At 75.6% G+C, this 22,508-nt stretch carries 25 protein-coding genes; 17 read left to right on the top strand and 8 right to left on the bottom strand.

The window, feature by feature from the left end; genetic code table 11:
• The first annotated feature begins 52 nt into the window (after positions 1–52).
• The 4 genes from JKP75_RS16945 (at position 53) to JKP75_RS16935 (ending at position 3,820) form a co-directional block, all read left to right on the top strand.
• Entirely contained in the window at positions 53–1,630 is a 1,578-nt protein-coding gene (locus tag JKP75_RS16945; RefSeq protein ID WP_309229929.1) for an MFS transporter, read from the top strand.
• 102 nt (positions 1,631–1,732) lie between these two features.
• Positions 1,733–2,899: an aminotransferase class I/II-fold pyridoxal phosphate-dependent enzyme gene (locus JKP75_RS16940; protein ID WP_200493274.1), complete on the top strand. Its 1,167-nt coding sequence runs from the start codon at positions 1,733–1,735 to the stop codon at positions 2,897–2,899.
• Entirely contained in the window at positions 2,887–3,021 is a 135-nt protein-coding gene (locus JKP75_RS23065) for a hypothetical protein (RefSeq protein ID WP_255523325.1), read from the top strand. Before JKP75_RS16940 ends, JKP75_RS23065 begins: the two co-directional genes overlap by 13 nt.
• A gap of 46 nt (positions 3,022–3,067) precedes the next feature.
• Entirely contained in the window at positions 3,068–3,820 is a 753-nt protein-coding gene (locus JKP75_RS16935) for a phosphoglyceromutase (RefSeq protein ID WP_200490103.1), read from the top strand.
• 141 nt (positions 3,821–3,961) lie between these two features.
• Here JKP75_RS16935 and phoU read toward each other — a convergent pair whose 3' ends face one another.
• Entirely contained in the window at positions 3,962–4,627 is a 666-nt protein-coding gene (phoU, locus tag JKP75_RS16930) for a phosphate signaling complex protein PhoU (protein ID WP_200490104.1), read from the bottom strand.
• Between the two features lie 185 nt (positions 4,628–4,812).
• On the opposite strand from phoU, the gene JKP75_RS16925 reads away from it, so the two are divergent.
• Both JKP75_RS16925 and JKP75_RS16920 read left to right on the top strand, forming a co-directional pair.
• A complete protein-coding gene (locus JKP75_RS16925) occupies positions 4,813–6,048 on the top strand; it encodes a cell wall metabolism sensor histidine kinase WalK (RefSeq protein ID WP_200490105.1) in 1,236 nt (411 codons plus the stop codon).
• Complete coding sequence (locus JKP75_RS16920) at positions 6,045–6,731, top strand: response regulator transcription factor (RefSeq protein WP_200490106.1); 687 nt, start codon at positions 6,045–6,047, stop codon at positions 6,729–6,731. The genes JKP75_RS16925 and JKP75_RS16920 overlap by 4 nt, the downstream gene beginning before the upstream one ends.
• A gap of 19 nt (positions 6,732–6,750) precedes the next feature.
• On the opposite strand, the gene JKP75_RS16915 is transcribed toward JKP75_RS16920, so the two are convergent.
• Both JKP75_RS16915 and JKP75_RS16910 read right to left on the bottom strand, forming a co-directional pair.
• Entirely contained in the window at positions 6,751–6,945 is a 195-nt protein-coding gene (locus JKP75_RS16915; protein ID WP_200493272.1) for a DUF3072 domain-containing protein, read from the bottom strand.
• Between the two features lie 10 nt (positions 6,946–6,955).
• Entirely contained in the window at positions 6,956–7,177 is a 222-nt protein-coding gene (locus tag JKP75_RS16910; RefSeq protein WP_200490108.1) for a hypothetical protein, read from the bottom strand.
• An 82-nt stretch (positions 7,178–7,259) separates the two neighbouring features.
• Between JKP75_RS16910 and JKP75_RS16905 the strand changes: the two genes are divergently transcribed.
• The 3 genes from JKP75_RS16905 to JKP75_RS16895 all read left to right on the top strand — a co-directional run bounded on the left by JKP75_RS16905 (position 7,260) and on the right by JKP75_RS16895 (position 11,004).
• Positions 7,260–8,354 (top strand): helix-turn-helix domain-containing protein, encoded by a 1,095-nt coding sequence (locus JKP75_RS16905; protein WP_200493271.1) that lies wholly within the window; start codon positions 7,260–7,262, stop codon positions 8,352–8,354.
• Between the two features lie 737 nt (positions 8,355–9,091).
• A complete protein-coding gene (locus JKP75_RS16900) occupies positions 9,092–10,036 on the top strand; it encodes a hypothetical protein (protein WP_200490109.1) in 945 nt (314 codons plus the stop codon).
• Positions 10,036–11,004, top strand: a complete 969-nt coding sequence (locus JKP75_RS16895; RefSeq protein ID WP_200491314.1) for a hypothetical protein — start codon at positions 10,036–10,038, stop codon at positions 11,002–11,004. The genes JKP75_RS16900 and JKP75_RS16895 overlap by 1 nt, the downstream gene beginning before the upstream one ends.
• A gap of 31 nt (positions 11,005–11,035) precedes the next feature.
• Here JKP75_RS16895 and JKP75_RS16890 read toward each other — a convergent pair whose 3' ends face one another.
• Complete coding sequence (locus tag JKP75_RS16890; protein WP_242471214.1) at positions 11,036–11,599, bottom strand: type 1 glutamine amidotransferase domain-containing protein; 564 nt, start codon at positions 11,597–11,599, stop codon at positions 11,036–11,038.
• A 79-nt stretch (positions 11,600–11,678) separates the two neighbouring features.
• Here JKP75_RS16890 and JKP75_RS16885 point away from each other — a divergent pair, with 79 nt between their 5' ends.
• From JKP75_RS16885 to JKP75_RS16860, 6 genes are all read left to right on the top strand, one after another.
• Positions 11,679–12,425 (top strand): hypothetical protein, encoded by a 747-nt coding sequence (locus tag JKP75_RS16885; protein WP_200490111.1) that lies wholly within the window; start codon positions 11,679–11,681, stop codon positions 12,423–12,425.
• Positions 12,422–13,240, top strand: a complete 819-nt coding sequence (gene proC / locus JKP75_RS16880) for a pyrroline-5-carboxylate reductase (RefSeq protein WP_200490112.1) — start codon at positions 12,422–12,424, stop codon at positions 13,238–13,240. The genes JKP75_RS16885 and proC overlap by 4 nt, the downstream gene beginning before the upstream one ends.
• A 468-nt stretch (positions 13,241–13,708) precedes the next feature.
• Positions 13,709–13,924, top strand: coding sequence for a helix-turn-helix domain-containing protein (locus JKP75_RS24770; RefSeq protein WP_091770394.1), 216 nt, complete (start codon positions 13,709–13,711; stop codon positions 13,922–13,924).
• 250 nt (positions 13,925–14,174) lie between these two features.
• A complete protein-coding gene (locus JKP75_RS16870; RefSeq protein WP_012854759.1) occupies positions 14,175–14,273 on the top strand; it encodes a 30S ribosomal protein bS22 in 99 nt (32 codons plus the stop codon).
• A 41-nt stretch (positions 14,274–14,314) separates the two neighbouring features.
• Positions 14,315–15,391 carry an NAD-dependent epimerase/dehydratase family protein gene (locus JKP75_RS16865; RefSeq protein WP_309229928.1) on the top strand — a complete coding sequence of 359 codons (1,077 nt, stop codon included), beginning with the start codon at positions 14,315–14,317 and terminating at the stop codon, positions 15,389–15,391.
• Positions 15,384–16,292 (top strand): lysophospholipid acyltransferase family protein, encoded by a 909-nt coding sequence (locus JKP75_RS16860; RefSeq protein ID WP_200490115.1) that lies wholly within the window; start codon positions 15,384–15,386, stop codon positions 16,290–16,292. The genes JKP75_RS16865 and JKP75_RS16860 overlap by 8 nt, the downstream gene beginning before the upstream one ends.
• 56 nt (positions 16,293–16,348) lie before the next feature.
• Here JKP75_RS16860 and JKP75_RS16855 read toward each other — a convergent pair whose 3' ends face one another.
• The 4 genes from JKP75_RS16855 to JKP75_RS16840 form a co-directional block, all read right to left on the bottom strand.
• Entirely contained in the window at positions 16,349–17,260 is a 912-nt protein-coding gene (locus JKP75_RS16855; protein ID WP_200493270.1) for a DUF559 domain-containing protein, read from the bottom strand.
• A 137-nt stretch (positions 17,261–17,397) separates the two neighbouring features.
• Entirely contained in the window at positions 17,398–18,321 is a 924-nt protein-coding gene (locus JKP75_RS16850; protein ID WP_200490116.1) for an HAD family phosphatase, read from the bottom strand.
• 92 nt (positions 18,322–18,413) lie between these two features.
• Complete coding sequence (locus tag JKP75_RS16845) at positions 18,414–19,556, bottom strand: DUF5667 domain-containing protein (RefSeq protein ID WP_200490117.1); 1,143 nt, start codon at positions 19,554–19,556, stop codon at positions 18,414–18,416.
• Positions 19,557–19,668: 112 nt separating this feature from the next.
• A complete protein-coding gene (locus JKP75_RS16840) occupies positions 19,669–20,463 on the bottom strand; it encodes a sigma-70 family RNA polymerase sigma factor (protein WP_200490118.1) in 795 nt (264 codons plus the stop codon).
• Between the two features lie 187 nt (positions 20,464–20,650).
• On the opposite strand from JKP75_RS16840, the gene JKP75_RS16835 reads away from it, so the two are divergent.
• Both JKP75_RS16835 and JKP75_RS16830 read left to right on the top strand, forming a co-directional pair.
• The gene (locus JKP75_RS16835) at positions 20,651–22,252 is read left to right on the top strand and encodes an AMP-binding protein (protein WP_309229927.1); all 1,602 of its coding nucleotides are present in this window, start codon (positions 20,651–20,653) and stop codon (positions 22,250–22,252) included.
• Positions 22,242–22,502: a glutaredoxin family protein gene (locus tag JKP75_RS16830; RefSeq protein WP_200490119.1), complete on the top strand. Its 261-nt coding sequence runs from the start codon at positions 22,242–22,244 to the stop codon at positions 22,500–22,502. The genes JKP75_RS16835 and JKP75_RS16830 overlap by 11 nt, the downstream gene beginning before the upstream one ends.
• The last annotated feature ends 6 nt before the right edge of the window (positions 22,503–22,508 follow it).

The following is a 22,508-nucleotide window of genomic DNA, read 5'->3' as shown; positions in this document are numbered from 1 at the left end:
ACGCAACCCCCTCCCGCCGCCCGGACACCGACGGCGGCCCGACCCGCGGGGAGTGACGACGGACCGCACCGAGGTCGAGGAGGCCCCTCCCGGCTACGCCCGCCGCTGGTGGGTGCTGGCCACCATGACGGTGTGCCTGCTCGTGGTGATCATGGGCAACACGATCCTCAACGTGGCCCTGCCGACGCTGCAGCGCGACCTCGGCGCCAGCCAGGCCGAGCTCCAGTGGGCCGTGGACGCCTACATCCTCGTGTTCGCCGGGCTGCTGTTCTCCTGGGGCGTCATCGGTGACCGCATCGGGCGCCGGCGGGTCCTGGTCATCGGGCTGTCGATCTTCGCGGTCGGCTCGGTGCTGGCCTCGCTGAGCGACAGCCCGGCCGAGCTCATCGTCTGGCGCGCGGTGATGGGCGTCGGCGGCGCCGCCGTGCAGCCCACGACCCTCGCCGTCATCACCAACGTCTTCCCCGGCCCCGAGCGGGGCCGGGCCATCGGCGTGTGGGCCGGCACCGCGGGCATCGCCGTCGCCGGAGGCCCGCTGGCCGGGGGCGCGGTGCTGGCGCACTTCTGGTGGGGCGCGGTCTTCCTCGTCGGCGTGCCGGTCGCGGTCGTCGGCATCGTCGCGGTGCTCGCCGTCGTCCCGGAGTCCAAGGACCCCTCGCCCGGCCGGCTCGACGTCCCCGGCGTGCTGCTGTCGATCGTCGCCCTGGCCGGGATCGTCTACGGCATCATCCGGGGCGGCGAGGGCGCGGGCTGGACGACGCCGGGGGTGCTCGTCCCGCTGGTCGGCGGGCTGGCGCTGCTGGTGCTGTTCATCCAGCTCCAGCGCCGCTCCACGCACCCGGCGCTGGACGTCTCGCTGTTCCGCAACCCGGCCTTCTCCGCCGCCGCCGGCGCCCTGGGGCTCAACTTCTTCGCGCTCCTCGGCGCGACCTTCTACGTCGTCTTCTACCTGCAGGGCGTGCTCGGCTACACCCCGCTGCAGGCCGGCGCGACCCTCATCCCGGTGGCCGTCGGCATGGCCGTCACGGCGCCGCGGACCTCGGGCCTCGTCGAGCGGTTCGGCGCCAAGGCGGTGTGCGCGACCGGTTTCGCGATGATCACGACGTCGTTCCTCGGCTTCCAGCTGCTGGGCGTCGACTCCTCGGTCTGGGTGCTGCTCGCGATCCTGTCGGTGCAGGGCGTCGGCATGGGCGCGGTCATGGCGCCGGCCACCGAGTCGATCATGTCGGTGGTCCCGCGCGAGAAGGCCGGCGCGGGCGCGGCGGTGAACAACTCCGTCCGCCAGGTCGGTGGCGCGCTGCGGCGTGGCGATCCTCGGCTCGCTGCTCGCCGCTTCGTACGCGGCCCACCTCGGCGACGCCACCGACGTGCTGCCGGCCGGGCTCCGGGACCAGGCCGACGAGTCGATCGTCAGCACGCTGTCGGTGATCGGGGCGGTGCAGGCCGGGGGCGACGAGGAGGCCGCCGCGGCGGCCGGGGAGCTGGTCGAGCCGGCCCGCCAGGCCTTCGTCGACGCCATGCACGTCACCGCGGTGGGGACGGCGGCGGCGGGCGCGATCGCCGTCGTCGTCGTGCTCGTCTGGCTGCCGGGACGGCGCGATCGGGTGACGGCGTCCACCCGGGACGGTGACGCGCGCGCCGATCGTTGACGCTCCGTCACCGAACGCACAGGCTGGCCGCGTCGCGCGCGGTGCACGGAGCCCGCACGGACGTACGTGGGGGAGACGCACCTGTGACCGACGGCCTCACCGCCGCCCGCCCCGAGCTGCCCGCCGCCGCGCGGGACCGGCGCGACCCGTTCGCGCCGCTGCACGAGAACGCGCTCGCCGCGCTGCTCCGCGACCCGGCCCACCCCGGGTCGGCATCGGTCGCCGTGCCCACCGGGGGCGCACCGCTGCCGGTCACCCGGTACGCCGACGGGCGGGACCGGATCAACCTGGGCACCGGCAACTACCTGGGCCTGGCCGGTGATCCGCGGCTGATCGAGTCCGCGGCCGCGGCGCTGCGCCGGTACGGCACCAGCACCTCGGGCAGCCGGGTCCTCAACGGCACCACCGGCCTGCACCTGCAGCTCGAGGAGGAGCTGGCCGACCTCTACGGCACCGAGGCGGCGGTGCTCACATCCTCCGGGGTGAACGCCAACCTCGCGCTGCTGTCCACCGTCTGCACGCCCGACGACGTGCTGCTCGTCGATGCGCACGTGCACGCCAGCCTGCACGCCGCCGCCGCGGCCAGCCGGGGCAAGGTCGTGCGCTGGCAGCACAACGACCTGGACTCGCTGGCCGCTCGCCTGGAGCGGCTGGACCCGCGCGCCGGCGCCGTCGTCGTGGTGGACGGCGTCTACTCGATGACCGGCGAGATCGCCCCGCTGCGTGGCATCACCGCGCTGTGCGCGCAGCACGGTGCCCGGCTCGTGGTCGACGAGGCGCACGGCCTCGGTGTGCTGGGCGCGGGCGGCCGCGGTGCCGGTGAGGAGCTCGGCGTCCTGACCGACGTGGACGCCGTCACCGTCGCGCTGAGCAAGTCCCTCGCCAGCGTCGGCGGGGCGATCATGACCAGCCGCGCCGCCGCCGACGGCATCCGCGCGTCCGGCATGCCCTACGTGTTCAGCGCCGCCAACGACCCGGCGTCGGTCGCGGCCGCCCTGACCGCGCTGCGGATCCTGCGCGCCGAGCCCGAGCGGGTGGTCCGGCTGCAGCAGAACTGCGCGCTGCTGCGCCGGGTGCTCGCCGACGCGGGAGCCGGGCCGATCCAGGGCCGCGGCGCGGTGGTCGCCGTCCCCACCGGGTCCGAGGAGGCCATACCGGTGCCGCCTGGCGCACCGCGTTCGACGCCGGCGTCTACACCAACGCCGTCGCCTACCCGGCCGTCCCGCGCGGCCGGGGCGTGCTGCGGCTGACCGTCATGGCGACGCACACCGAGGCGCAGCTGCGCACCGCCGGCGAGGTGGTGGCCGCCGCGGTGCACGCCGCCCGGGAGACCCACGGCGAGGGGCTGCCGGCCGCGCGGAGCGTGGCCTGATGCGGGCCCGGGCTGCGGCCGGACGGCGTTCGGGCAGGATGTGGGCGTGACTTCTACGGGAACCCTCGTGCTGCTCCGCCACGGCGAGAGCGAGTGGAACAAGGCCAACCTGTTCACCGGCTGGGTCGACGTCCCGCTGTCGGAGAAGGGGCGCGGCGAGGCCGCCCGCGGTGGCCGGCTGCTCGCCGAGCACGACCTGCTCCCCGACGTCTCGCACACGTCGCTGCTGCGGCGCGCGATCATGACCGCCGAGCTGGCGCTGCACGAGGCCGACCGGCAGTGGATCCCGGTGAAGCGCTCGTGGCGGCTCAACGAGCGGCACTACGGCGCGCTCCAGGGCAAGGACAAGGCGCAGACCCTCGCGGAGTTCGGCGAGGAGCAGTTCATGACCTGGCGCCGCTCCTACGACACCCCGCCGCCGCCGATCGAGCCCGGCAGCGAGTTCAGCCAGGACGGCGACGCCCGCTACTCGTTCCTGCCGCCGGAGGCCCGCCCGGCCACCGAGTGCCTGGCCGACGTCGTCGTCCGGATGCTGCCGTACTGGTACGACGCGATCGTGCCGGACCTGCGTGCCGGGAAGACGGTGCTGGTCGCCGCCCACGGCAACAGCCTGCGCGCGCTGGTGAAGCACCTCGACGGGCTGGGCGACGACGAGGTCGTCGGCCTCAACATCCCCACCGGCGTCCCGCTGCGCTACGACCTGGACGCCGACCTGCGCCCGGTCCAGCCCGGCGGCCAGTACCTCGACCCCGAGGCCGCCGCCGCCGCGATCGAGGCGGTCAAGAACCAGGGCAAGTAAGCGGTGACGAGGCGGCCCGGAGGGTCGCCGAGGAATCGCTTGGAGCCGCCCCGCGAGGCGCCGTGAGGAGTGGGGCCCGGAGGGTCCCCGACGAGCGAGCGGGCTGGGCTCATCGCAGGTCGGGACGGCTCCTGGCCGCGGTCAGAGCCCGGAGGGCGACAGTGGGACATGCCGCTCGCCGGTCACCAGGTAGACGACCCGGCGGGCGACGCTGACCGCGTGGTCGGCGAAGCGCTCGTAATAGCGGCCGAGCAGCGTCACGTCGATCGCCGTCTCGACGCCGTGCGGCCAGCTGTCGGCGAGCAGCTCGCGGAACAGGCCGCGGTGGATGCGGTCCATGGCGTCGTCGTCGGTCTCGAGCTCCCGGGCCTTGTCCACGTTGCGGGTGGCGATGACGGTGCCGGCCTTGGCGACCAGCATCTCCGCGACGTGCCCGGCCTCGAGGAACGCCGGGCGCACCTCCTGCGGGACGGCGTGGTCGGGGAACCGCATCCGCGCCACCTTGGCGATGTGCTCGGCGAGGTCGCCCATGCGCTCGAGGTCGCTGGCGATCCGGGTGGCGACGACGATCGTGCGCAGGTCGGTGGCGACCGGCTGCTGGCGGGCCAGCAGGGTGAAGCAACGCTGGTCGATGCTCTCGCGGGTGTCGTCGATGTGCGCGTCGCCGGCGATGACGAGGTCGGCGAGCGCGACGTCGGCGTCGAGCAGCGCGGTGGTGGCGGTGCTCATCTGCGAGCCCACCGTGTTCGCCATCTCGACGAGGCACCCGCGGATGTCGTCGAGTTCCTCGTGGTAGCTGTCGCGCACGTCGTCCTCCTGGGTGGCGCGGCACCTCGCCGCACCGGTCGGGAGCGACGTTAGGCCGGTCCCGGGGGCGTTCGGTCGCCGGCAGGTGAACGTGGGCCCACGCCCGCGTGAACACTCCCTCGCGCCGGCCGCCCGATCAGGTGTTCGGGGCGGGACGGTGCTCCGGCGCACCTAGCATCGGCATCGTGAGTCCGCTGGTCGCTCTCGTGGTGGGCCTGGCCCTGGGTGGGGCCGTGGTCCTCGTCCCCGTGCTCGTCACCCGGCGCGCCGCGGCCGGTCCGGGTCGCGATGCGCAGGCGGGGGCCCTGCCCGAGGCCGCCATGGCGCGCCGGCTGCTGGACCTCATGGACCCGGCGGTGCTGGTCGTCGACGCCGACGACGCGGTGCTGCTGGCCAACCCGGCCGCGCGGGCGCTCGGCATCGTGCGCGGCTCCCGGCTGCTGGTCCCCGAGCTGCTGGACCTGGCGCACGCCGTCCGCGGCGGTGGCGCGCGGCGCACCGACGTCCGGCTGCCGGGCAACCTGGCCGGAACCGGCCCGCGGATGATGGGCGTGCACGGCGTGCGGCTGGACAGCGGCGCCCCGCCGACGCCGGGGCCGGTGGCGCTGGTCCTGGCCGACGTCACGGAGGCCCGCCGCACCGAGGCGGTGCGCCGCGACTTCGTCGCCAACGTCGGCCACGAGCTGAAGACGCCGGTCGGCGCGCTCTCGCTGCTCGCCGAGGCGATCGAGGGCGCGGCCGACGACCCCGAGGCCGTCCAGCGCTTCGCCGCCCGGATCGCGATCGAGGCCGACCGGCTGGGCCGGCTGGTCCGCGAGCTCATCGACCTCTCCCGGCTGCAGGGCGGTGACCCGCTGCCCGACCTCGCGCCGGTGCCGGTCGACCGGGTGCTGGCCGAGGCGGTGGACCGCACCCGCACCGCGGCCCGGGCCAAGCGGCTCGACGTCGCCGTCGGTGGGCAGCCGGGCCTGGTGGTCCGCGGTGTGGAGAGCCAGCTGGTCACCGCGGTCACCAACCTGCTGGCCAACGCCGTCGCCTACAGCACGGGGGAGTCGCGCATCGCCGTGGCCGCCCGCGCCCGGTCCGGCTTCGCCGAGATCGCGGTGACCGACAGCGGCATCGGCATCCCGCGCCAGGACCGGCAGCGGGTGTTCGAGCGGTTCTACCGGGTCGACCAGTCCCGGGCGAGCGGCACCGGCGGCACCGGGCTGGGGCTGGCCATCGTCAAGCACGTCGCGAGCAACCACGGCGGCTCGGTCACCGTGTGGAGCGAGGAGGGGCTGGGCTCGACGTTCACGCTCCGCATCCCGCTCGCCGCCGCGCCCACCCCCGCCGGCGGCGAGGCCACCCTCCCCGGCGGCGACACCACCCTCCCGCGCGGCGGGACCGTCGCCGCCGACCCCGGAAAGGGGACCGCATGACCCGCGTGCTCGTCGTCGAGGACGAGGAGTCGTTCTCCGACGCGCTGTCCTACATGCTGCGCCGGGAGGGGTTCGACGCCGTCGTCGCCGCGACCGGCCCGGACGCGCTCGCCGAGTTCGACCGCGGCGGCGCCGACATCGTGCTGCTGGACCTCATGCTGCCGGGCCTGCCCGGCACCGAGGTCTGCCGCCAGCTGCGCACCCGCAGCACGGTGCCGATCATCATGCTCACGGCCAAGGACGGTGAGATCGACAAGGTCGTCGGCCTGGAGCTGGGCGCCGACGACTACGTCACCAAGCCCTACTCCGCCCGCGAGCTGGTCGCCCGCATCCGCGCCGTGCTCCGCCGCCGCGGGGAGCCCGGTGAGGTGGCCGCCGCGGACTCGGTGCTCGAGGCGGGACCGGTGCGGATGGACGTCGAGCGGCACGTCGTCACCCTCGACGGCGCACCGGTCGCCCTCCCGCTCAAGGAGTTCGACCTGCTCGAGCTGCTGCTGCGCAACGCCGGCCGGGTGCTGACCCGCGGCACGCTGATCGACCGGGTGTGGGGGGCGGACTACGTGGGCGACACCAAGACCCTCGACGTCCACGTCAAGCGCCTGCGGGCGAAGCTCGAGCCGGACCCGGCCAACCCCGAGCACCTGCTGACCGTGCGCGGCCTGGGCTACAAGTTCGAGGCCTGACCGCGCCGACCGGCGGGTCTCAGTTCTTCAGCTCGTCGATCTTCTCCGAGGCCTCGGCCTTGGTGAGGTTCTCGGTCTCGACGTCCTCGTCGGTGCTCCGGGAGAGGGTCTCCAGGTAGCTCTTCTGGGCCCCGGTGGCGGGCTCGTCGCCGGTCACCCAGGTCGACGGGTCCTTCTCGGCGGTCGGGTCGGACTGCTGCTGCGATTCGCTCATGTGTTCGACTCTAGGCCGGGGCGAGCTCCGCCGCACGGCGGACGGCGGCCTCGAGACGGGCGGCCCGGCGGGCCTCGTCGAGCCGGCGGCCGGTGCGGTGCACGTGCTCCCCGCCGCACGCGGGGCAGGTGACGGCGACGGCGATGTGGTCGGGGTGGTTGGTCACCGAACGGACGGCGTCGAGGCCGACGAACTCGCGGTTCCCGGTGACGGTGCAGGTGATCATCAACATGCGAGCAGCCTGCTGCGGACGCCCGTCCCCGACGAGTGGCAGGACTGACCGCCGCCGCAGGTCTTCTGCCATGATGCCGCGCATGCCGCTGCCCGACCGCCCTCTCGTCGTCAGCACCGTCCTCGCCGACGGGCTGATCGGCAGCTTCGGCCTCGGCGTCTGCCACGAGGTGTTCGGCTACGACCGCCGCCACCTGGGGCTGCCCCGCTTCGACTTCGCGGTGGTCGCCGAGGCGCCGGGCATCCTGCGCACCGACACCGGGCTCGGCGTCCTGGTCGAGCACGACCTGTCGCGGCTGGATCGGTCCGACATCGTGCTGATCACCGCGTGGGAGCTGTTCGACCACGTGCCGTCGGAGGCGCTGCTCGACGCGCTCCGCGCGGCGCACGCCCGCGGCGCGATGATCATCAGCCACTGCACCGGCGTCTTCGTCCTGGCCGCCGCGGGACTGCTCGAGGGGCTGCGGGTGACCACGCACTGGCGCTGGGCCGGCGAGCTGGCCGCCCGCTTCCCCGACCTCGACGTCGACCCCGGCGTGCTCTACGTGGACAACGGCACGATCCTCACCGGCGCCGGGACCGCCGCCGGGGTGGACACCCTGCTGCACCTCGTGCGCCGCGAGTGGGGCGCGGCCGCCTCGAACGCCCTGGCCCGCGAGATGGTCGTGCCCCCGCACCGGGACGGCGGGCAGGCGCAGTTCATCGACGCCCCGGTGGCCCGGTGCGAGGACGACCTGCTCGGCGTCGTCCTGGAGTGGGCGGGCGCGCACCTGGCCGAGGACCTGAGCGTGGAGATCCTGGCGCGGCGGGCGTTGATGAGCCCGCGCACGTTCGCCCGCCGGTTCAAGGCGACGACCGGGACGACGCCGCACGCCTGGTTGCTGGGGCAGCGGCTCTCGGCGGCCGAGACGCTGCTGGAGGGGACCGACGCCCCGGTCGAGGAGATCGCCCGGCTCGTGGGCTTCGGCACCGCGGCGGGGCTGCGCGAGCAGTTCGCCCGCCGCCGCGGGGTCTCGCCGCGCGCCTACCGGCAGACCTTCCGGTCAGGTGGGGCGGCGCCGGTGCAGCTCGACGGGCACGGGAGAGGCGGGGTGGGGGGCGATCAGCCCCTGGTCGAGGCGCCGCCTCGGCCAGCCGGCGTAGCTCCGCGTACGCGGGCGCGCCCAGCAGCGCGGTGAGCTCGGCGGCGTAGGTCTCGACCAGCGGCTCGGGGGAGACGTGCGCCGCGGGGGCGCCGGTGCACCACCAGTGCAGGTCCCGCCCGCCCGGACCCCAGCCGCGGCGGTCGAACTCGCCGATGGAGTCCACCAGCACGCGGGTGCCGTCCGGCCGGTCGACGTGCTCCTGCTCGCGGCGCACCGGCAGCTGCCAGCAGACGTCGGGCTTGGTGGTCAGCGGGTGCAGGCCCTCGCGCTGCGCCATCCGGTGCAGCGCGCAGCCGCCGCCGCCCGGGAAGCCTGGGCGGTTGAGGAAGACGCAGGCGCCGTCGACGACGCGGGTGCGCAGCGAGCGGACGCCGTCCTCGGCGTCGTCCGCCCCACCGGATGCCTCCGGTTCCTCGGCGGTGTCCACCTCGGTCCAGGCGCCGCGGCCCACGGGGGCCAGCTGCCAGTCCTCGTCGGCCAGGTCGGCGACGGCGGCGGTGACCCGCGCGAGGTCGTCCTCGTCGGTGAAGAACGCCCCGTGGCTGCAGCAGCCGTCGTCCGGCCGGCCCTCGACCACCCCGGCGCACCCGCGGCCGAACACGCAGGTCCAGGCGGAGGTCAGCCAGGTGAGGTCGGCGCGCACCACGTGGCCGGAATCGGCCGGGTCGGCGAACTCCACCCACTCCCGGGCGAAGTCGAGGTCCACCTCGGGGGGAGGGTCGTCCGGCACCCGTTCAGCCTAGGACGGGCATCCCCGGCAGACTGGGCGGATGCGGCTGGGTGTGCTCGACGTCGGTTCCAACACCGTCCACCTGCTCGTCGTCGACGCGCACAGCGGCGCGCACCCGACGCCGATGCACGACGACCGCTGGCCGGTGCGGCTCGCCGAGCACGTCGGCCCGGACGACGTCCTCTCGCGGGCGGGTGAGGAGGCGCTGCTCCGGTCGGTCGAGGAGGCCTGCGAGCAGGCGCAGAAGCAGGGCTGCGACGACTTCATGGCGCTGGCCACCTCGGCCATCCGCGAGGCGCGCAACGGCGAGGAGGTGCTCGACCGGATCCGCCGGGAGACCGGCGTCGAGCTGCAGGTGCTGACCGGCGAGGACGAGGCCCGGCTGACCTTCCTGGCGGTGCGCCGCTGGTTCGGCTGGAGCGCGGGGCAGCTGCTCGTGCTGGACATCGGCGGCGGCTCGCTGGAGATGGCCGTCGGCATCGACGAGCTGCCCGAGGTCGCGCTCTCCCTGCCCCTGGGCGCCGCGCGGATGACCCGGCGGTTCCTCCCCGATGCGCTGGCCGGCGACCGACCCGACCTCGCCGCGCTCGCCGCCCTCGACGCGCACGCCACCGCGCTGCTCGAGCCGGCGGTGGCGACGCTGCAGGAGGCCGGCCCGCCCGACCTCGTGGTGGCGACCAGCAAGACCTTCCGCACGCTGGCCCGGCTCAGCGGGGCCGCACCCTCGGCGGCCGGCATCCGGGCGCCGCGGGAGCTCTCGCGGACCGGGCTGGACCAGGTGCTGGGCTTCGTGTCGCGGATCGAGTCCGGCGCGCTGGCGGAGCTGCCCGGCGTGTCGGCGAACCGCGCGCACCAGGTTCCCGCGGGAGCGACTGTCGCTGCCGCCGCTCTGCGCCTCCTGGACGTACCGTTCGTCCGTATCTGCCCGTGGGCGCTGCGTGAGGGAGTCATCCTGCGCAGGCTGGACGCGTTGGAAGGGGCGTGATGGCCGGAACGGACTGGAACCCCGACACGGGGGGTCGGCCGCTCGCGGAGATCCTCCGCGAGGCGGGCATCGACACCTCCCGCGCCGCCCGCCGGCGCCGCTGGGACGAACCCGACGAGCCGCCCGTCGTCCGCCAGCGCCGTCCGGACGCCGAGCCGGCGGCGGAGCGCCCGAGCCTGGGTCGTCGGCGCAGCGACGCCGACACGACCGCGACAGGTGCTCCCGCCTCCTCCGCCCGGGCCGGCTCCGCACGCGCCGGTGCGCTCCAGCCCAGCCCGTCGCGCTCCGGGGCGGGCGCCGGCTTCCCGCCCGTCCGCCCCTCCGAGGACCGGCGCGCGGTGGCCGGCCCCTCGACCGCCGCCATCCAGGGCTTGCGCGCCGACCGCTCGCCGGCCGTTCCGCACCCGTCGGCCCCGCTGCCCGACATCCCGCTGGGCGCCCTGCGCGGCGACCGCGTCGCCGAGCGCAGCTCCGACCGGGACACGGGCCGGGTGACCGGCCGGGACACGGGCCGGGTCTCCGGCCGCGCGGTCGAGCGCGACAGCACCCGTGACGGCGCCCGCGACACCGGGCGCACCGGCGTCCGCGGGCTCCGCCCCGGCCAGCGCGCCACCGGGCGCGAGGAGCACACCTCGACCGGGCCGATCCCGGCCGTGCGCACCGGCGACGTCGACGACCTGCCCGGGGAGGCCGGCCCGCTGGCCTGGCTGCGGTTCGCCGGCGAGCTCGTCATCGCCCTCGCCGCCGGCGTCGGCGTCTTCTTCGCCGCCACGCTGCTGTGGGAGATGGCCCCCTACGTCGCGCTGCTGCTCGTGCCGATCGCGGTGACCGCCCTGGTCGCGGGCGTCGGCCTGTGGCGGCAGCGGCAGGGCGAGGAACCGGTGGGGCCGCGACTGCTGGCGCTGCTCGTGCTCGCGGGCACGTTGCTCACGATCGTCCCCGCGGCCCAGCTGCTCGCCGCGCGCTGAGCGCGCGCGGCGAGACCGCCGGCGTGCCCGCTCAGGCGGTGGCGTCGGCCTCCGCGTCGTCCTCCGCATCGTCCCCGGCGGCAGCGAACTCCTCGACGATGGCCGCGCCGAAGGCGTCCAGGTCGTCGGGGTTGCGGCTGGTGATCAGGTTGCCGTCGACGACGACCTCCTCGTCCACCCAGGTCGCGCCCGCGTTGCGCAGGTCGGTCTGCAGCGAGGGCCAGGAGGTCATCCGCCGGCCGCGGACGACATCGGCCTCCGCGAGCACCCACGGCGCGTGGCAGATCGCCGCGACCGGCTTGCCCGCGTCGAAGAACGCCTTCACGAAGGCCACCGCGTCGGCGTCGGCGCGGACGAAGTCGCCGTTGATGACCCCACCCGGGAGCACCAGGGCCGCGTAGCCGTCGGGATCGGCGTCGGCCACGGTGATGTCCACCTTCTTGGTGTCGCCCTTGTCGATGTGCTCGTAGGCGGTGATCGTGCCCGCCTCCAGCGAGACCAGCTCCGGCTGCGCACCGGCCTCCTCCAGCGCCTGCCACGGCCGGTCGAGCTCGACCTGCTCGACGCCGTCGGTCGCCAGGACCGCCACCCTCATCCCGTCCAGTTCTCCTGCCATGCAGCCGCCGCTACCCGGGGCCCCGACGTCACACACCCCCGCGCACTACGGTTCGACCGTGTCCCTGACCACGCGCCGCGCCGTGCCGCGACCGGTCGAGGCGCCGGTGCTCGGCCGCCTGCTGACCGGCCGGCTGGTCGCCGGCCCCGGGGTCGGCGACGCGCTCCGGGTGGCCACCGGCCTGGCGGCCGAGGGTCGCGCGGTCGCGCTGGAGCACCGCCCGGGTGCGGCGGACGACGTCGCCGGGGAGCTGGGCGCGCTCGTCGCCGGCGCACGGGCGGCCGCGGTCGGGGACTGCGAGGTCACCCTCCCGGTCGACCGGCTGACCGAGGTGCCGGCGCTGGCCGCCGACGCCGCCCGGGCCGGGCTCGGCGTGGCGCTCGAGGGCTCCAGCGCGCGCGTCGACGCCCTGCTCGTCGAGCTGCCCGCCGCGCGGGCCGTCGTCAGCAGCGGGGAGGCGGACGCCGTGGGGCGGTGCCGCGCGCTCGCCGGGGGGCGGGTCCGCCTGCGAGCGGGGCGGGGGGCGGCCGCACGCCGGGCCTTCGTGCGCTGCCTCGACGTCCTGATGGCCGGCGACGGCGCACCCGCCGTCGCCACGAGCGACCCCCGGTTGATCGCCGTGGCCGGGGAACGGGCGGCCTGGCACGGCCGCACCTACGACACTTGGGAGCACGTCATGCCCTGGAGGATCCGACCGGCCGAGCAGCAGCGGATCGCCGCCTCCGGCGCCGCCCTGCGGATCGCCGTGCCCTCGGGCCGCGGCGCCGTCGCCGGCCTCGCCGCCACCGCCGGGGGCCTGCGGTGAGCGCCCCCGCACGGCGCGGCCTGGCCGTCATCGGCGGCGGGCGGATGGGGGAGGCGCTGCTCGCGGGGCTGGTCCGGCGCAGCGGCCCCGCCGACGTCGTCGTCTGCGAGCGCGACGAGAACCGGGCGGCCGAGCTGGCCGGGCGCTACGGCGTCGACGTCGTCGACCTGGCCGGGGCGGCCGACCGCGCGCGGGTGCTGCTGCTCGCGGTCAAGCCGCAGGACATCGAGGTCCCGCTCGGGCTGCTGGCCGGGCACGTGGATGCCGACCACCTCGTCGTGTCGGTCGCCGCCGGTGTGACCACGGCCCGGATCGAGGCGGCGCTGGCCCCCGGTGTGCCGGTCGTGCGGGTCATGCCGAACACCCCCGCGCTGGTCGAGGAGGGCATGAGCGTGCTCTCCGCGGGCGCGCACGCGACCGACGCCCACTTGGACGAGGCGGAGGGGCTGCTGTCCGCGGTCGGCCAGGTGCGGCGGGTCCCGGAGGCGCAGCAGGACGCGGTCACCGCGCTCTCCGGCAGCGGGCCGGCCTACTTCTACTACCTGGTCGAGGCCATGGTCGACGCCGGTGTGGCCCTGGGCGTGCCGCGCGAGCTGGCGACCGACCTCGTCGTGCAGACGGCGCTGGGCGCGTCGGTGATGCTGCGCGACTCGGGCCAGGACGCGGTCGCCCTGCGCGCCGCGGTCAGCAGCCCGAACGGGACGACGGTCGCCGCGATCGAGCAGTTCGACCGGCACGACGTGCGGGCGGCCATGGCGGCGGCGGTGGCGGCGGCGCACGCCCGCTCGGTGGAGCTGGGCGCCCCGCGCGGCTGAGGCGTGCGGGTCCGGTGACCGGGCCGGGACGACGGTGACCGGTGTTCCGCCTGTCGCCTCGTCGTACTCACTCCGAGCGAGCGGCCGAGCACATTAACGTGTCGGTGTCGACAAATCGAGCACTCTGCGTCGTGTCGTCGTCACACGGTCGCGTGACGCGCCGAGCTACTTGTCGATCCGGCGACATAGGTGCACATCTGCCCAGGACGGATCGGTCCGTCTGTTCGATTCATCCATCGCTCCAGTCACGCACGCCCCTTACGCTCGGTGTCAGTTCATGCGTGTTCAGTTGCCGGTGGGGAAGCCGGCGCCACGACGTGGACCAGGTACCGGAGACGAACAATGACCATGCCCCAGCGCCACGCCGCCACCGTCGTCCGTCCGGGTGTCCCCGGTCAGCGTCCGATGGGCCGTCCGATGCAGGCCTCGGCCGTCGCCCGCCCCGTGCCCGCCGCCCACCCGGCCGCCATGCCCCTCGGTCGCCCGAGCGTCCCGGCCCCCCGCGCCGCCGTCACGTTCCTGACCGTCGCCGAGGTCGCCGCGATGATGCGCGTCTCCAAGATGACCGTGTACCGCCTCGTCCACGCCGGCGACCTCTCCGCCGTGCGCGTCGGCCGCTCCTTCCGCGTCCCGGAGCGCGCCGTGCAGGACTACCTGCGCGACGCCTACACCGACATCGCCTGAGCGATGACACTGTCGTCCTCCGGACGACGACCGCGGCCACGAGCCGTCCCCCGGGACGGCTGAGCCGCACCGTCGCGCCTGCGCGGACCCCTCCGGGGCCCACTCGGCACGACACCGCTCCGCGAGATCCCGGCCTCCCCGACAGCGCCGTCGGGGATCCGGCCGGTACGCTCGGTCGCCGGGCGACACCGGGGTACGGCCCCGGAGTCGCGAACGAGCTGATCATCTGCGACGAAGTCGGGAGCACCACGTGGGTTCTGTCATCAAGAAGCGGCGCAAGCGGATGGCCAAGAAGAAGCACCGCAAGCTGCTGAAGAAGACGCGCGTCCAGCGACGCAACAAGAAGTGAGCTGACGCTCGTGCCGCCCGCGGTCGTCCTTCGTCACCGGTGTGAGCCGGTGGCTGGGTGGAGCGCTGGCGGCCGAGCTCGCGGCCGACCCCACCATCGAGCGGGTCATCGGGGTGGACACCGTGCCACCCTCGCCGGCCGTGCTGCGGCGGCTCGGGCGCACCGAGTTCGTGCGGGCCGACATCCGCAACCCGCTGATCGGCAAGGTCATCGCGGCGGCGTCGGTCGACACCGTCGTGCACATGAACATCAGCTCGACCCCGGCCGGGAGCGGCGGGCGCACGCCGATGAAGGAACTCAACGTCATCGGCACGATGCAGCTGCTCGCCGCGTGCCAGGCCGCACCCTCGGTGCAGCGGTTCGTGCTCAAGTCGACGAGCGCCGTCTACGGCGCCTCCTCGCGCGATCCCGCCGTCTTCACCGAGAAGATGCACGCCCGCCAGGTGCCCTCGGGCGGCTTCGCCAAGGACAGCGTCGACATCGAGGGCTACGTCCGCTCCTTCGGGCGGCGCCGGCCCGACGTCGACATCGCCGTGCTCCGGTTCACCAACTTCATCGGGCCGCGGATCGACTCGCTGCTGACCGGCTTCCTGCGCATGCCCGTCGTCCCGACGGCGCTGGGCTACGACGCGCGCGTCCAGCTGCTGCACGAGGACGATGCGCTGTCGGTCCTCACCCGCGCGACCACCGGCGACTTCGTCGGCACCGTGAACGTCGGCGGCGAGGGCACGCTGCTGCTCTCCCAGGCGATCCGCCGGCTGGGCCGCGTCGAGGTGCCGATCCCGACGCCCGCGCTGGGCTCGGTGGGCCGGATCTCGCGCCGCTTCGGGTTCGTCGACTACTCGCCCGAGCAGATGCGCTTCCTCAACTTCGGCCGCGTCGTCGACACCACGGTGCTGCGCACCGACTTCGGCTTCACCCCGCGCTACTCGACGACCGAGGCGCTGGCCGACTACGCGACGACGGTGCCGCCGGTGGTCTCCCCGGGCCTGGTCGAGTCGACGTCCTCGCGGCTGCGCGCCGCGCTCGGCCGGGTGGGCGACACCGCCGCTGCGGTCGGGGAGCGGCTGCGCCCCGCTCCGCCCGCACCCGGCCTGCGGGCGGTGCAGGATGCCTGAGGCCCGGGTGATCCCGCTGCGGCCGGACGACGACGAGCCGTTCGTGCCGCCTGCCGCGTCCCCGAGCTGGGAGGACCAGCTGGCCGGCGGGCTGGACTTCCTGCGCCGCCGCGTCACCGGCGAGTACGAGACCGACGAGTTCGGCTTCGACCCGGACCTCACCGACCACGTGCTGCTGCCGATCCTGCGGCCGTTCTTCGAGAAGTGGTTCCGCGTCGACACGCTCGGCCTGGAGAACGTGCCGGACACCGGCGGGGCGCTCGTCGTCGCCAACCACTCCGGCACCATCCCCGTCGACGCGCTCATGACGACGGTCGCGTTGCACGACGAGCACCCCGCACGGCGCCGGCTGCGGCTGCTGGGCGCGGACCTGGTGTTCGAGCTGCCGTTCTTCGGCTCGCTGTCGCGCAAGCTCGGCACGACGCTGGCCTGCAACGAGGACGCCGAGCGGCTGCTGACCGAGGGCGAGCTGGTCGGCGTCTTCCCGGAGGGCTTCAAGGGGATCGGCAAGCCGTTCTCCGAGCGGTACACGCTGCAGCGGTTCGGCCGGGGCGGTTTCGTCAGTGCCGCATTGCGCACCGGGGTGCCGATCATCCCGTGCGCGATCGTGGGCGCCGAGGAGATCTACCCGATGCTCGGCAACGCCCGGGTCGCCGCCCGCCTGCTGGGGCTGCCCTACTTCCCGATCACGCCGACGTTCCCGCTGCTCGGCCCGCTGGGCGCCGTCCCGCTGCCGTCGAAGTGGCTGATCGCGTTCGGCGAGCCGATCGAGACCGCGTCCTACGGCCCCGACGCCGCCGAGGACCCGATGCTGGTGTTCAACCTGACCGACCAGGTGCGCGAGACCATCCAGCAGTCGCTGTACCGCCTGCTCATGCAGCGCAAGGGCGTCTTCGGCTGATCCCGCGGGGTCGACCTGGCGCGCAAGTGCGTCATCCCGACCGTCCGGATGGCGCATCAGTGCGCCTCGTCGGCGGCCAGCAGCCGCCTGCGGGCGGTGTGGACGGCGAGGATCTCGCGACGGCAGGCCTCGGGCGACCCCGTCAGCCGCCGGTAGCTGAAGCGCAGTGTCTGCCACCCGGCGGTCGCGACCAGTGCGTCCCGCCGGAGGTCGGCCTCCCGCTGCTGCTGCGAGCCGTGCCAGGCGGCGCCGTCCAGTTCGACCGCCAGCATGGACTCCTCGACGGCGGCGTCGAGCAGGACCGTCGTCCCGGCCACGACCAGCCGCCGCTGCTGCTCGAAGACGGGCATGCCCGGGCCGCGCAGGACGTGCAGGCACCCCCAGATCTCCAGCTCGCTGCGGCATCCGTCGGCGAGCAGGTCGACCAGGCGCCCCAGCTCGGCGCGGCCGGGCAGGCGGGGCTGCCGGGCCAGCTCGCGCCGGAGCTCCGCGGGGCGGCACAGCCGGCGGCGCACCGCCTCGATCGCGGCGGCCCGCACGACGGGGCGGTCCGGGGTCGACGCCCAGCTCGCAACGACGGCCCGGGCGGGCGGGACGACGTCGAGGCCACCGGCTCGCATGCTCTCGAGCCGCCCCGGCGCGCGGTGGACCACGACGCCGGCCGGGCCCCGGTTGCTCGAGCCGCGCGTCACGGTGAGGTGCACGGGACCGGGCGGGTGCTCGACCAGGCCCCACAGCGCCAGTGCGGTGACGTGGCTGGCGACGGCGTCCCGCCCATGCAGCGCAGCGGCGGCGCGGACCCGCCAGTCCCGCGCGGACGACGGCAGCGCGAACACCGCCGGTGCGAGCCGGACGAGCCGCCCCGCCGTCACCCAGCGCTCGAGGGTGCTGCGGCTGACCGCGTCGAGCAGCGCGTCCCGGGTGGTCCACCCGGCCGCGCCCACCAGCGCTGCTGCGTCGCAGACCACGCCGTCCAGCCTCGCGGAGGACCGGGGCCGGTGGCCGGCGCGCGCAGGATCTGTGGACGGCGGTCAACCGGGCGCGCCGATGCGTCATCCAGACGCGCCGAATGCGGCATCTGCGCGCCACGTCGGCGCGGGTGCGCTCACCAGGGGAGCTTGTTGCGCCTCCGCAGGGCGACGGCGCCGCCGACCAGGCCGCCGGAGAGCGCGGCCGCCGCGACGGTGGGGACGCCGATCTTCGCCGCCTTCCGGCCGGTGCGGAAGTCGCGGATCGTCCAGCCGCGGGTCCTGGCGACGGCACGCAGCTCGGTGTCGGGGTTGACCGCGACGGCGGTGCCCACCAGCGAGAGCATCGGCAGGTCGTTGGCCGAGTCGCTGTAGGCCGTGCAGCGGGTGAGGTCCAGGCCCTCGCGCTCGGCCAGCGCCAGCACCGCCTCGGCCTTCGCCGGCCCGTGCATCAGCTCGCCCACGAGCCGGCCGGTGTACTGCCCGTCCACGACCTCGGCGACCGTCCCGAGCGCGCCGGTCAGGCCGAGCCGGTGCGCGATGATCGAGGCCAGCTCGACCGGGGTCGCGGTGACCAGCCAGACGCGCTGGCCGTTGTCGAGGTGCTGCTGCGCGAGCGCCCGCGTGCCGGCCCAGATCCGGTCGGCCATGAGCTCGTCGTAGATCTCCTCGCTGGCCTGCACGATCTCCGAGACCGGGCGGCCCGCGACGAACGCCAGCGCGTTCTCCCGGATGGTCAGGATGTCGTCCGGGTTGCCCTCGTTGCCGCCGATGCGGAACTTGGCCTGCTGCCAGACGAAGCCGAGCATGTCGCGGGTCGTGAAGTACTTGCGGGCGGCCAGCCCACGGGCGAACCAGAAGAGCGAGGCGCCCATCATCATCGTGTTGTCGACGTCGAAGAACGCCGCCGCGGTGGGGTCCGGCTCGACGGCGGCCGGCGGCTCGACGTCCGCGGCCGCGGCGGACGCGGCACCGGCCACGTGCGCCCGGGTGTCGTCCGGGCTCGCGTCGGCGGGCACCACGAGGAGGTCCTTGCGGCTGCGGAAAGGCAGTCGCGGCACGGGCGTCCTCCCTGGATCCGACCCGCCCGGGGAGGCGGGTCTCCGATGGGGACGACCCTAGCGTTCCCGCGCCGATCGGCCGATCCGGAGCGTCAGCAGCGGCCCACGCGGAGCAGCACCGGCAGGTCCAGGCACGGCAGCGGCAGCGGCACGTCGACCAACGGCGACGGTGCGGACGTCGCCGGCGGCGGCGCGGGCAGCGGCAGCAGACCGGGCACGTCCGGGCCCGGGACCGGTGCGGTGCTCGGCACCGGCGAGGACGACGACCCCGGCGGCTGCGGGGCGGTTGTATGTGCGGGCTGCGCGCCGCCGGGGCCCGCGGGCACCGCCGGCTGCTGCGCGGGGCTCGACGGGGCCGGCGCGGTCACGACGCCGGAGCCGGCCGACGGCGCGGACGGCGACCCGCCGGTGCCCGGCTCCTTGGGGGCCGGCGTCTCGGGCAGGCACCCGTTCGGCACGGGACCGAGCCCGTCGGTCGCGGTGGGAGCCGGACCGGCCGGGCAGGCGAGGACCAGCCGGAGGCCGTCCGCCCGCGCGCTGATCTCCCCGAGCAGCGCCAGCGAGCCGTCGACGTCGTCGGCGGCGGGGGCCGGCAGCCCGGTGCGCACGGCGCCCAGCTGCGCGGACTGCTCGACGGCCCAGCCGGACAGGTCGTCCAGGGGCGCGGCGTCGGACGTGCCGAGGGCGCGCGCGGCGAGCCAGGCGGCACCCTCCCGGGTCTGCTGGTCCATCGTCGCCAGGGTGGCCTCGGCCCGCCCGGCGTCGCCGCCGAGCGCGCGGAGCTCGTCGAGCCGGGTGCGGGCGAGGTCCAGCAGCACCTGGCCGCGGGAGTCGCCGGCCAGCGCCAGCTGGGTCTGCTCGGTGCCGCGCTTGAGGCCGTAGAGGACGTCGCCGGGGCGGGCGCCGGTGGACAGCGCGACCAGCGTCGCGAGGGAGGTCACCGTCAGCGCCGCGCCGGCCAGGCCGGCGGTGGCCCGGGTGCGCCAGCGCGCGGGGGCGTCGGAGGCGCGCGCGGCCAGCAGCCGGCGGGTGAGGGAGGGCCGGGCCGGCTCGGGGGTGCGGACGGCGGCCATCGCGACCAGCCGCTGCCGGGTGGCCGCGCGGAACGCCGGGTCCGGGTCGACCTCCAGCTGCGGCGCGAGCTCCTGCAGCATCGCGACGACCCCCGCGGCCGGGTCCTCGCCCGTGCCGGCGGCGCGACGGGCCGCTGCCGCGTCGCTCTCGTGCCTGTTCACGGGGTTCCTCCGGTCGTCCGCGCGAGGGGGCCGGGGATCGGCGCACTGCCTCGCACACACCTCAACGAGGTCGGATGCGGGGAGGATACGGCGCTATACATGTGAATCGTGGTCACCGCAACCCGTCGGGCAGGAGGCCGGCCAGCCGGCGCACGGCGCGGTGCTGGAGCGCCTTGATCGCGCCGTCCTTCTTGCCCATGATCTCGGCGGTCTCCGCCACCGACAGGCCGTGGATGAACCGCAGCACGATGCACTCCTGCTGCTCGCTGCCCAGCTGCTGGACGCAGGCCAGCAGCTCGCGGTTGGTCAGATGGGCGACGACGGCGTCCTCGGGGCCGTCGGTGGCCCGGTCGGCGTCGCGCATGTCCGCCGTCGCCACCTCGAGCCGGTAGCGGCTGCTCTTCACGTGGTCGAGCACGATGTTGCGGGCGATCGTCACCAGCCAGGCGCCGACGTCGCGGCCCTGGAAGCTCAGCGAGTCGATGCGCCGCAGTGCGCGCACGAAGGTCTCGCTGGTGACGTCCTCGGCCGTCGCCCGGTCGCCGACCCGGTTGTGGACGTACCGGAAGACCAGCGTCACGTAGTGGTCGTAGAGCAACCCGAAGGCCTCGGCGTCGCCCTCCTGGGTGCGCCGCACCCAGTCCCACACGTCCGGCCCGTCGGCCGGCGGCGGTGGGGCCGCGACGTCGGCCGGCAGCTCTGCGGGTGGCTCGGCAGCGATGTCCGGCGGGGCGGTCTGCGGCGGGGCGATCTGCGGCGGTGCGATCTCCGCCGCCAGGACGGCCGGCTCGAGGGCCTCGCTGCTCGCCCGCGGATACGGCGTCGGCCGGGGGCGCGGCGAGGGCCGCGGCCGGGGCGACGGACGCCGGGCAGCGGCGGGCTGCTCGGCGTCCAGGGGCGGTTGCATGCCGGGCGGAACCTCCTCGTCGGCCCGCGGGGCATGGACCGTCTCCTCCCCGTCGGGCACGCGCGCACCGGCGCGTGAGCTGCGGGGTTCCTCTCATGGTGACAACATCGCCCCAGCCCGTCCACGTCAGCCCGCGGACGCACACCGGGATCCGCGGGCGCGCGCGGCCGGCGCGACCGGAGGAGATGTGCAGGACCTGGAGGCAGGGAGGTCGCTGGCCGCGCTCGTGCGCGCCGCGGCCCGGCGGCGCCCCGACGCGCCCGCCGTCGTCACGCGGGACGAGCGGCTGACCTGGGCGGAGCTCGATGCGGCTGTCGACGTCGCCGCCGCGGGGTTCGCCGCGCGCGATCTCGCGCCGGGCGACCGGGTCGCCGTCCAGCTGCCCAACGGGCTGCCCTGGCTGCGTGCCGTCCTGGGGGCGCTGCGCGCCGGGCTGGTCGTGGTGCCGGTCAACACCGCCTACACCGAGCCCGAGCTCGAGTACGTGCTCGCCGACTCGGGGGCCGCGCTGCTGGTCGCTCCCGGTGCGCGCGACGGGATCGGCGGGGTCCCGGTCTGCCCGGGCGCCCCCGAGGGGGAGGGGCCGCCGCCCGCGGTCGCCGACGACCCCGACGCGCTGGCCTTCCTCTGCTACACCAGCGGCACGACCGGCCGCCCGCGCGGCGCGATGCTCACCTCCGGCGCGCTGCGGGCCAACCAGGAGCAGTGCCTGGCGATGGACCCGCCGCCGGTGCGCGAGGACGACGTCGTCCTGCTGGTGCTGCCGCTGTTCCACGTCTACGGCCTCAACGCCGGCTTCGGGATGGTCGCCGCCACCGGGGCGTGCGCGGTGCTCGAGGAGACCTTCGACCCGCGCGCCACGCTCGCCGTCATGGCCGAGGAGCACGTCTCCGCGGTGCCCGGCGCGCCGCCGATGTACCAGGCGTGGCTGGCCGTGGCCGACGCCGCCGGCAGCGACACCGACCTCCGCCGCGCGTTCGCCGCCGTCCGGGTGGCCTCCTCGGGTGCGGCGCCGCTGCCGGAGGAGGTGTGGACGGCGATGCGCGAGCGGGCCGCGATCACCGTCTGGGAGGGCTACGGCCTCACCGAGGCCGCACCCGTCGTCGCCAGCACCCTGGCCACCGGCCGGCCCAAGCCCGACTGCATCGGCGGCCCCCTGCCCGGCATCGAGGTGGCGCTGCGCGACACCGCCGACACCGCCGACCCCACCGACGTCGACGCCCCGGCCGAGGACGACCAGCCGCGGGAGGGCACCGAGGAGGAGGGCCCCGACGACGGGCCGGGCGAGGGCCCCGGCGAGCTGTGGATCCGCGGCGCGAACCTGTTCTCCGGCTACTGGCCCGACGGCGCCGACGGCCCGGACGCCGACGGCTGGCTGGGCACCGGCGACCTCGCCTACCGGGACGCCGACGGCGACCTGCACCTGGTCGACCGGCGCAGCGACCTGATCCTGGTGAGCGGCTTCAACGTCTACCCCGCGGAGGTGGAGCGGGTGCTCGACGCCCACCCGGCGGTCGCGGAGAGCGCGGTGATCGGCGTCCCCGACCCGCGCACCGGCGCCGCGGTGCGCGCGGTGGTGGCGCTGGCGGCGGGGCAGACCGTGACCGTCGGGGAGCTGCGCGAGCACGCCGCCGCCTCGCTGGCCCGCTACAAGGTGCCCACGTCGGTGCAGTTCCTGGCCCACCTGCCGCACTCGCTGACCGGCAAGGTCAGCCGCGCCCGGTTGCGCGAGCTGGGGCTCACGGGCGCCGTGACCGACGACGACGAGGAGGTCGGCGGTGACGGCTGAGCCCGCCGGCCGGCTCCGGCTGCTCACCCGGGCCGGCTGCCACCTCTGCGAGGTGGCGGAGGAGACGCTCGAGCGGATCGCCGGCGAGGCGGGCGTGCGCGCGGAGGTGGTCGACGTCGACGCCGACCCCGAGCTGCAGGCCGAGTTCGGCGACCGGGTGCCGGTCGTGCTGCTCGACGGGCGCGAGCACTCCTACTTCACCGTCGACGTCCCCCGGCTGCGCCGCGACCTGGGCCTCGGGGGCGGCTGACCGGGC

Source organism: Blastococcus sp. TML/M2B (genome assembly GCF_016612865.1).
GTDB lineage: Bacteria > Actinomycetota > Actinomycetes > Mycobacteriales > Geodermatophilaceae > Blastococcus.
Note: the sequence above shows the minus strand (reverse complement) of the source record. Positions and strands in the feature narration are given on the sequence as shown.

What these genes read in the sequence shown, in the direction of transcription:
- JKP75_RS16920 (WP_200490106.1), top strand. Translation starts at nt 6,045, where the DNA reads ATGACCCGCGTGCTCGTCGTCGAGGACGAGGAGTCGTTCTCCGACGCG.
- JKP75_RS16915 (WP_200493272.1), bottom strand. Translation starts at nt 6,945, where the DNA reads ATGAGCGAATCGCAGCAGCAGTCCGACCCGACCGCCGAGAAGGACCCG.
- JKP75_RS16910 (WP_200490108.1), bottom strand. Translation starts at nt 7,177, where the DNA reads ATGTTGATGATCACCTGCACCGTCACCGGGAACCGCGAGTTCGTCGGC.
- JKP75_RS16905 (WP_200493271.1), top strand. Translation starts at nt 7,260, where the DNA reads ATGCCGCTGCCCGACCGCCCTCTCGTCGTCAGCACCGTCCTCGCCGAC.
- JKP75_RS16900 (WP_200490109.1), top strand. Translation starts at nt 9,092, where the DNA reads ATGCGGCTGGGTGTGCTCGACGTCGGTTCCAACACCGTCCACCTGCTC.
- JKP75_RS16895 (WP_200491314.1), top strand. Translation starts at nt 10,036, where the DNA reads ATGGCCGGAACGGACTGGAACCCCGACACGGGGGGTCGGCCGCTCGCG.
- JKP75_RS16890 (WP_242471214.1), bottom strand. Translation starts at nt 11,599, where the DNA reads ATGAGGGTGGCGGTCCTGGCGACCGACGGCGTCGAGCAGGTCGAGCTC.
- JKP75_RS24770 (WP_091770394.1), top strand. Translation starts at nt 13,709, where the DNA reads ATGCCCCTCGGTCGCCCGAGCGTCCCGGCCCCCCGCGCCGCCGTCACG.
- JKP75_RS16860 (WP_200490115.1), top strand. Translation starts at nt 15,384, where the DNA reads ATGCCTGAGGCCCGGGTGATCCCGCTGCGGCCGGACGACGACGAGCCG.
- JKP75_RS16840 (WP_200490118.1), bottom strand. Translation starts at nt 20,463, where the DNA reads ATGCAACCGCCCCTGGACGCCGAGCAGCCCGCCGCTGCCCGGCGTCCG.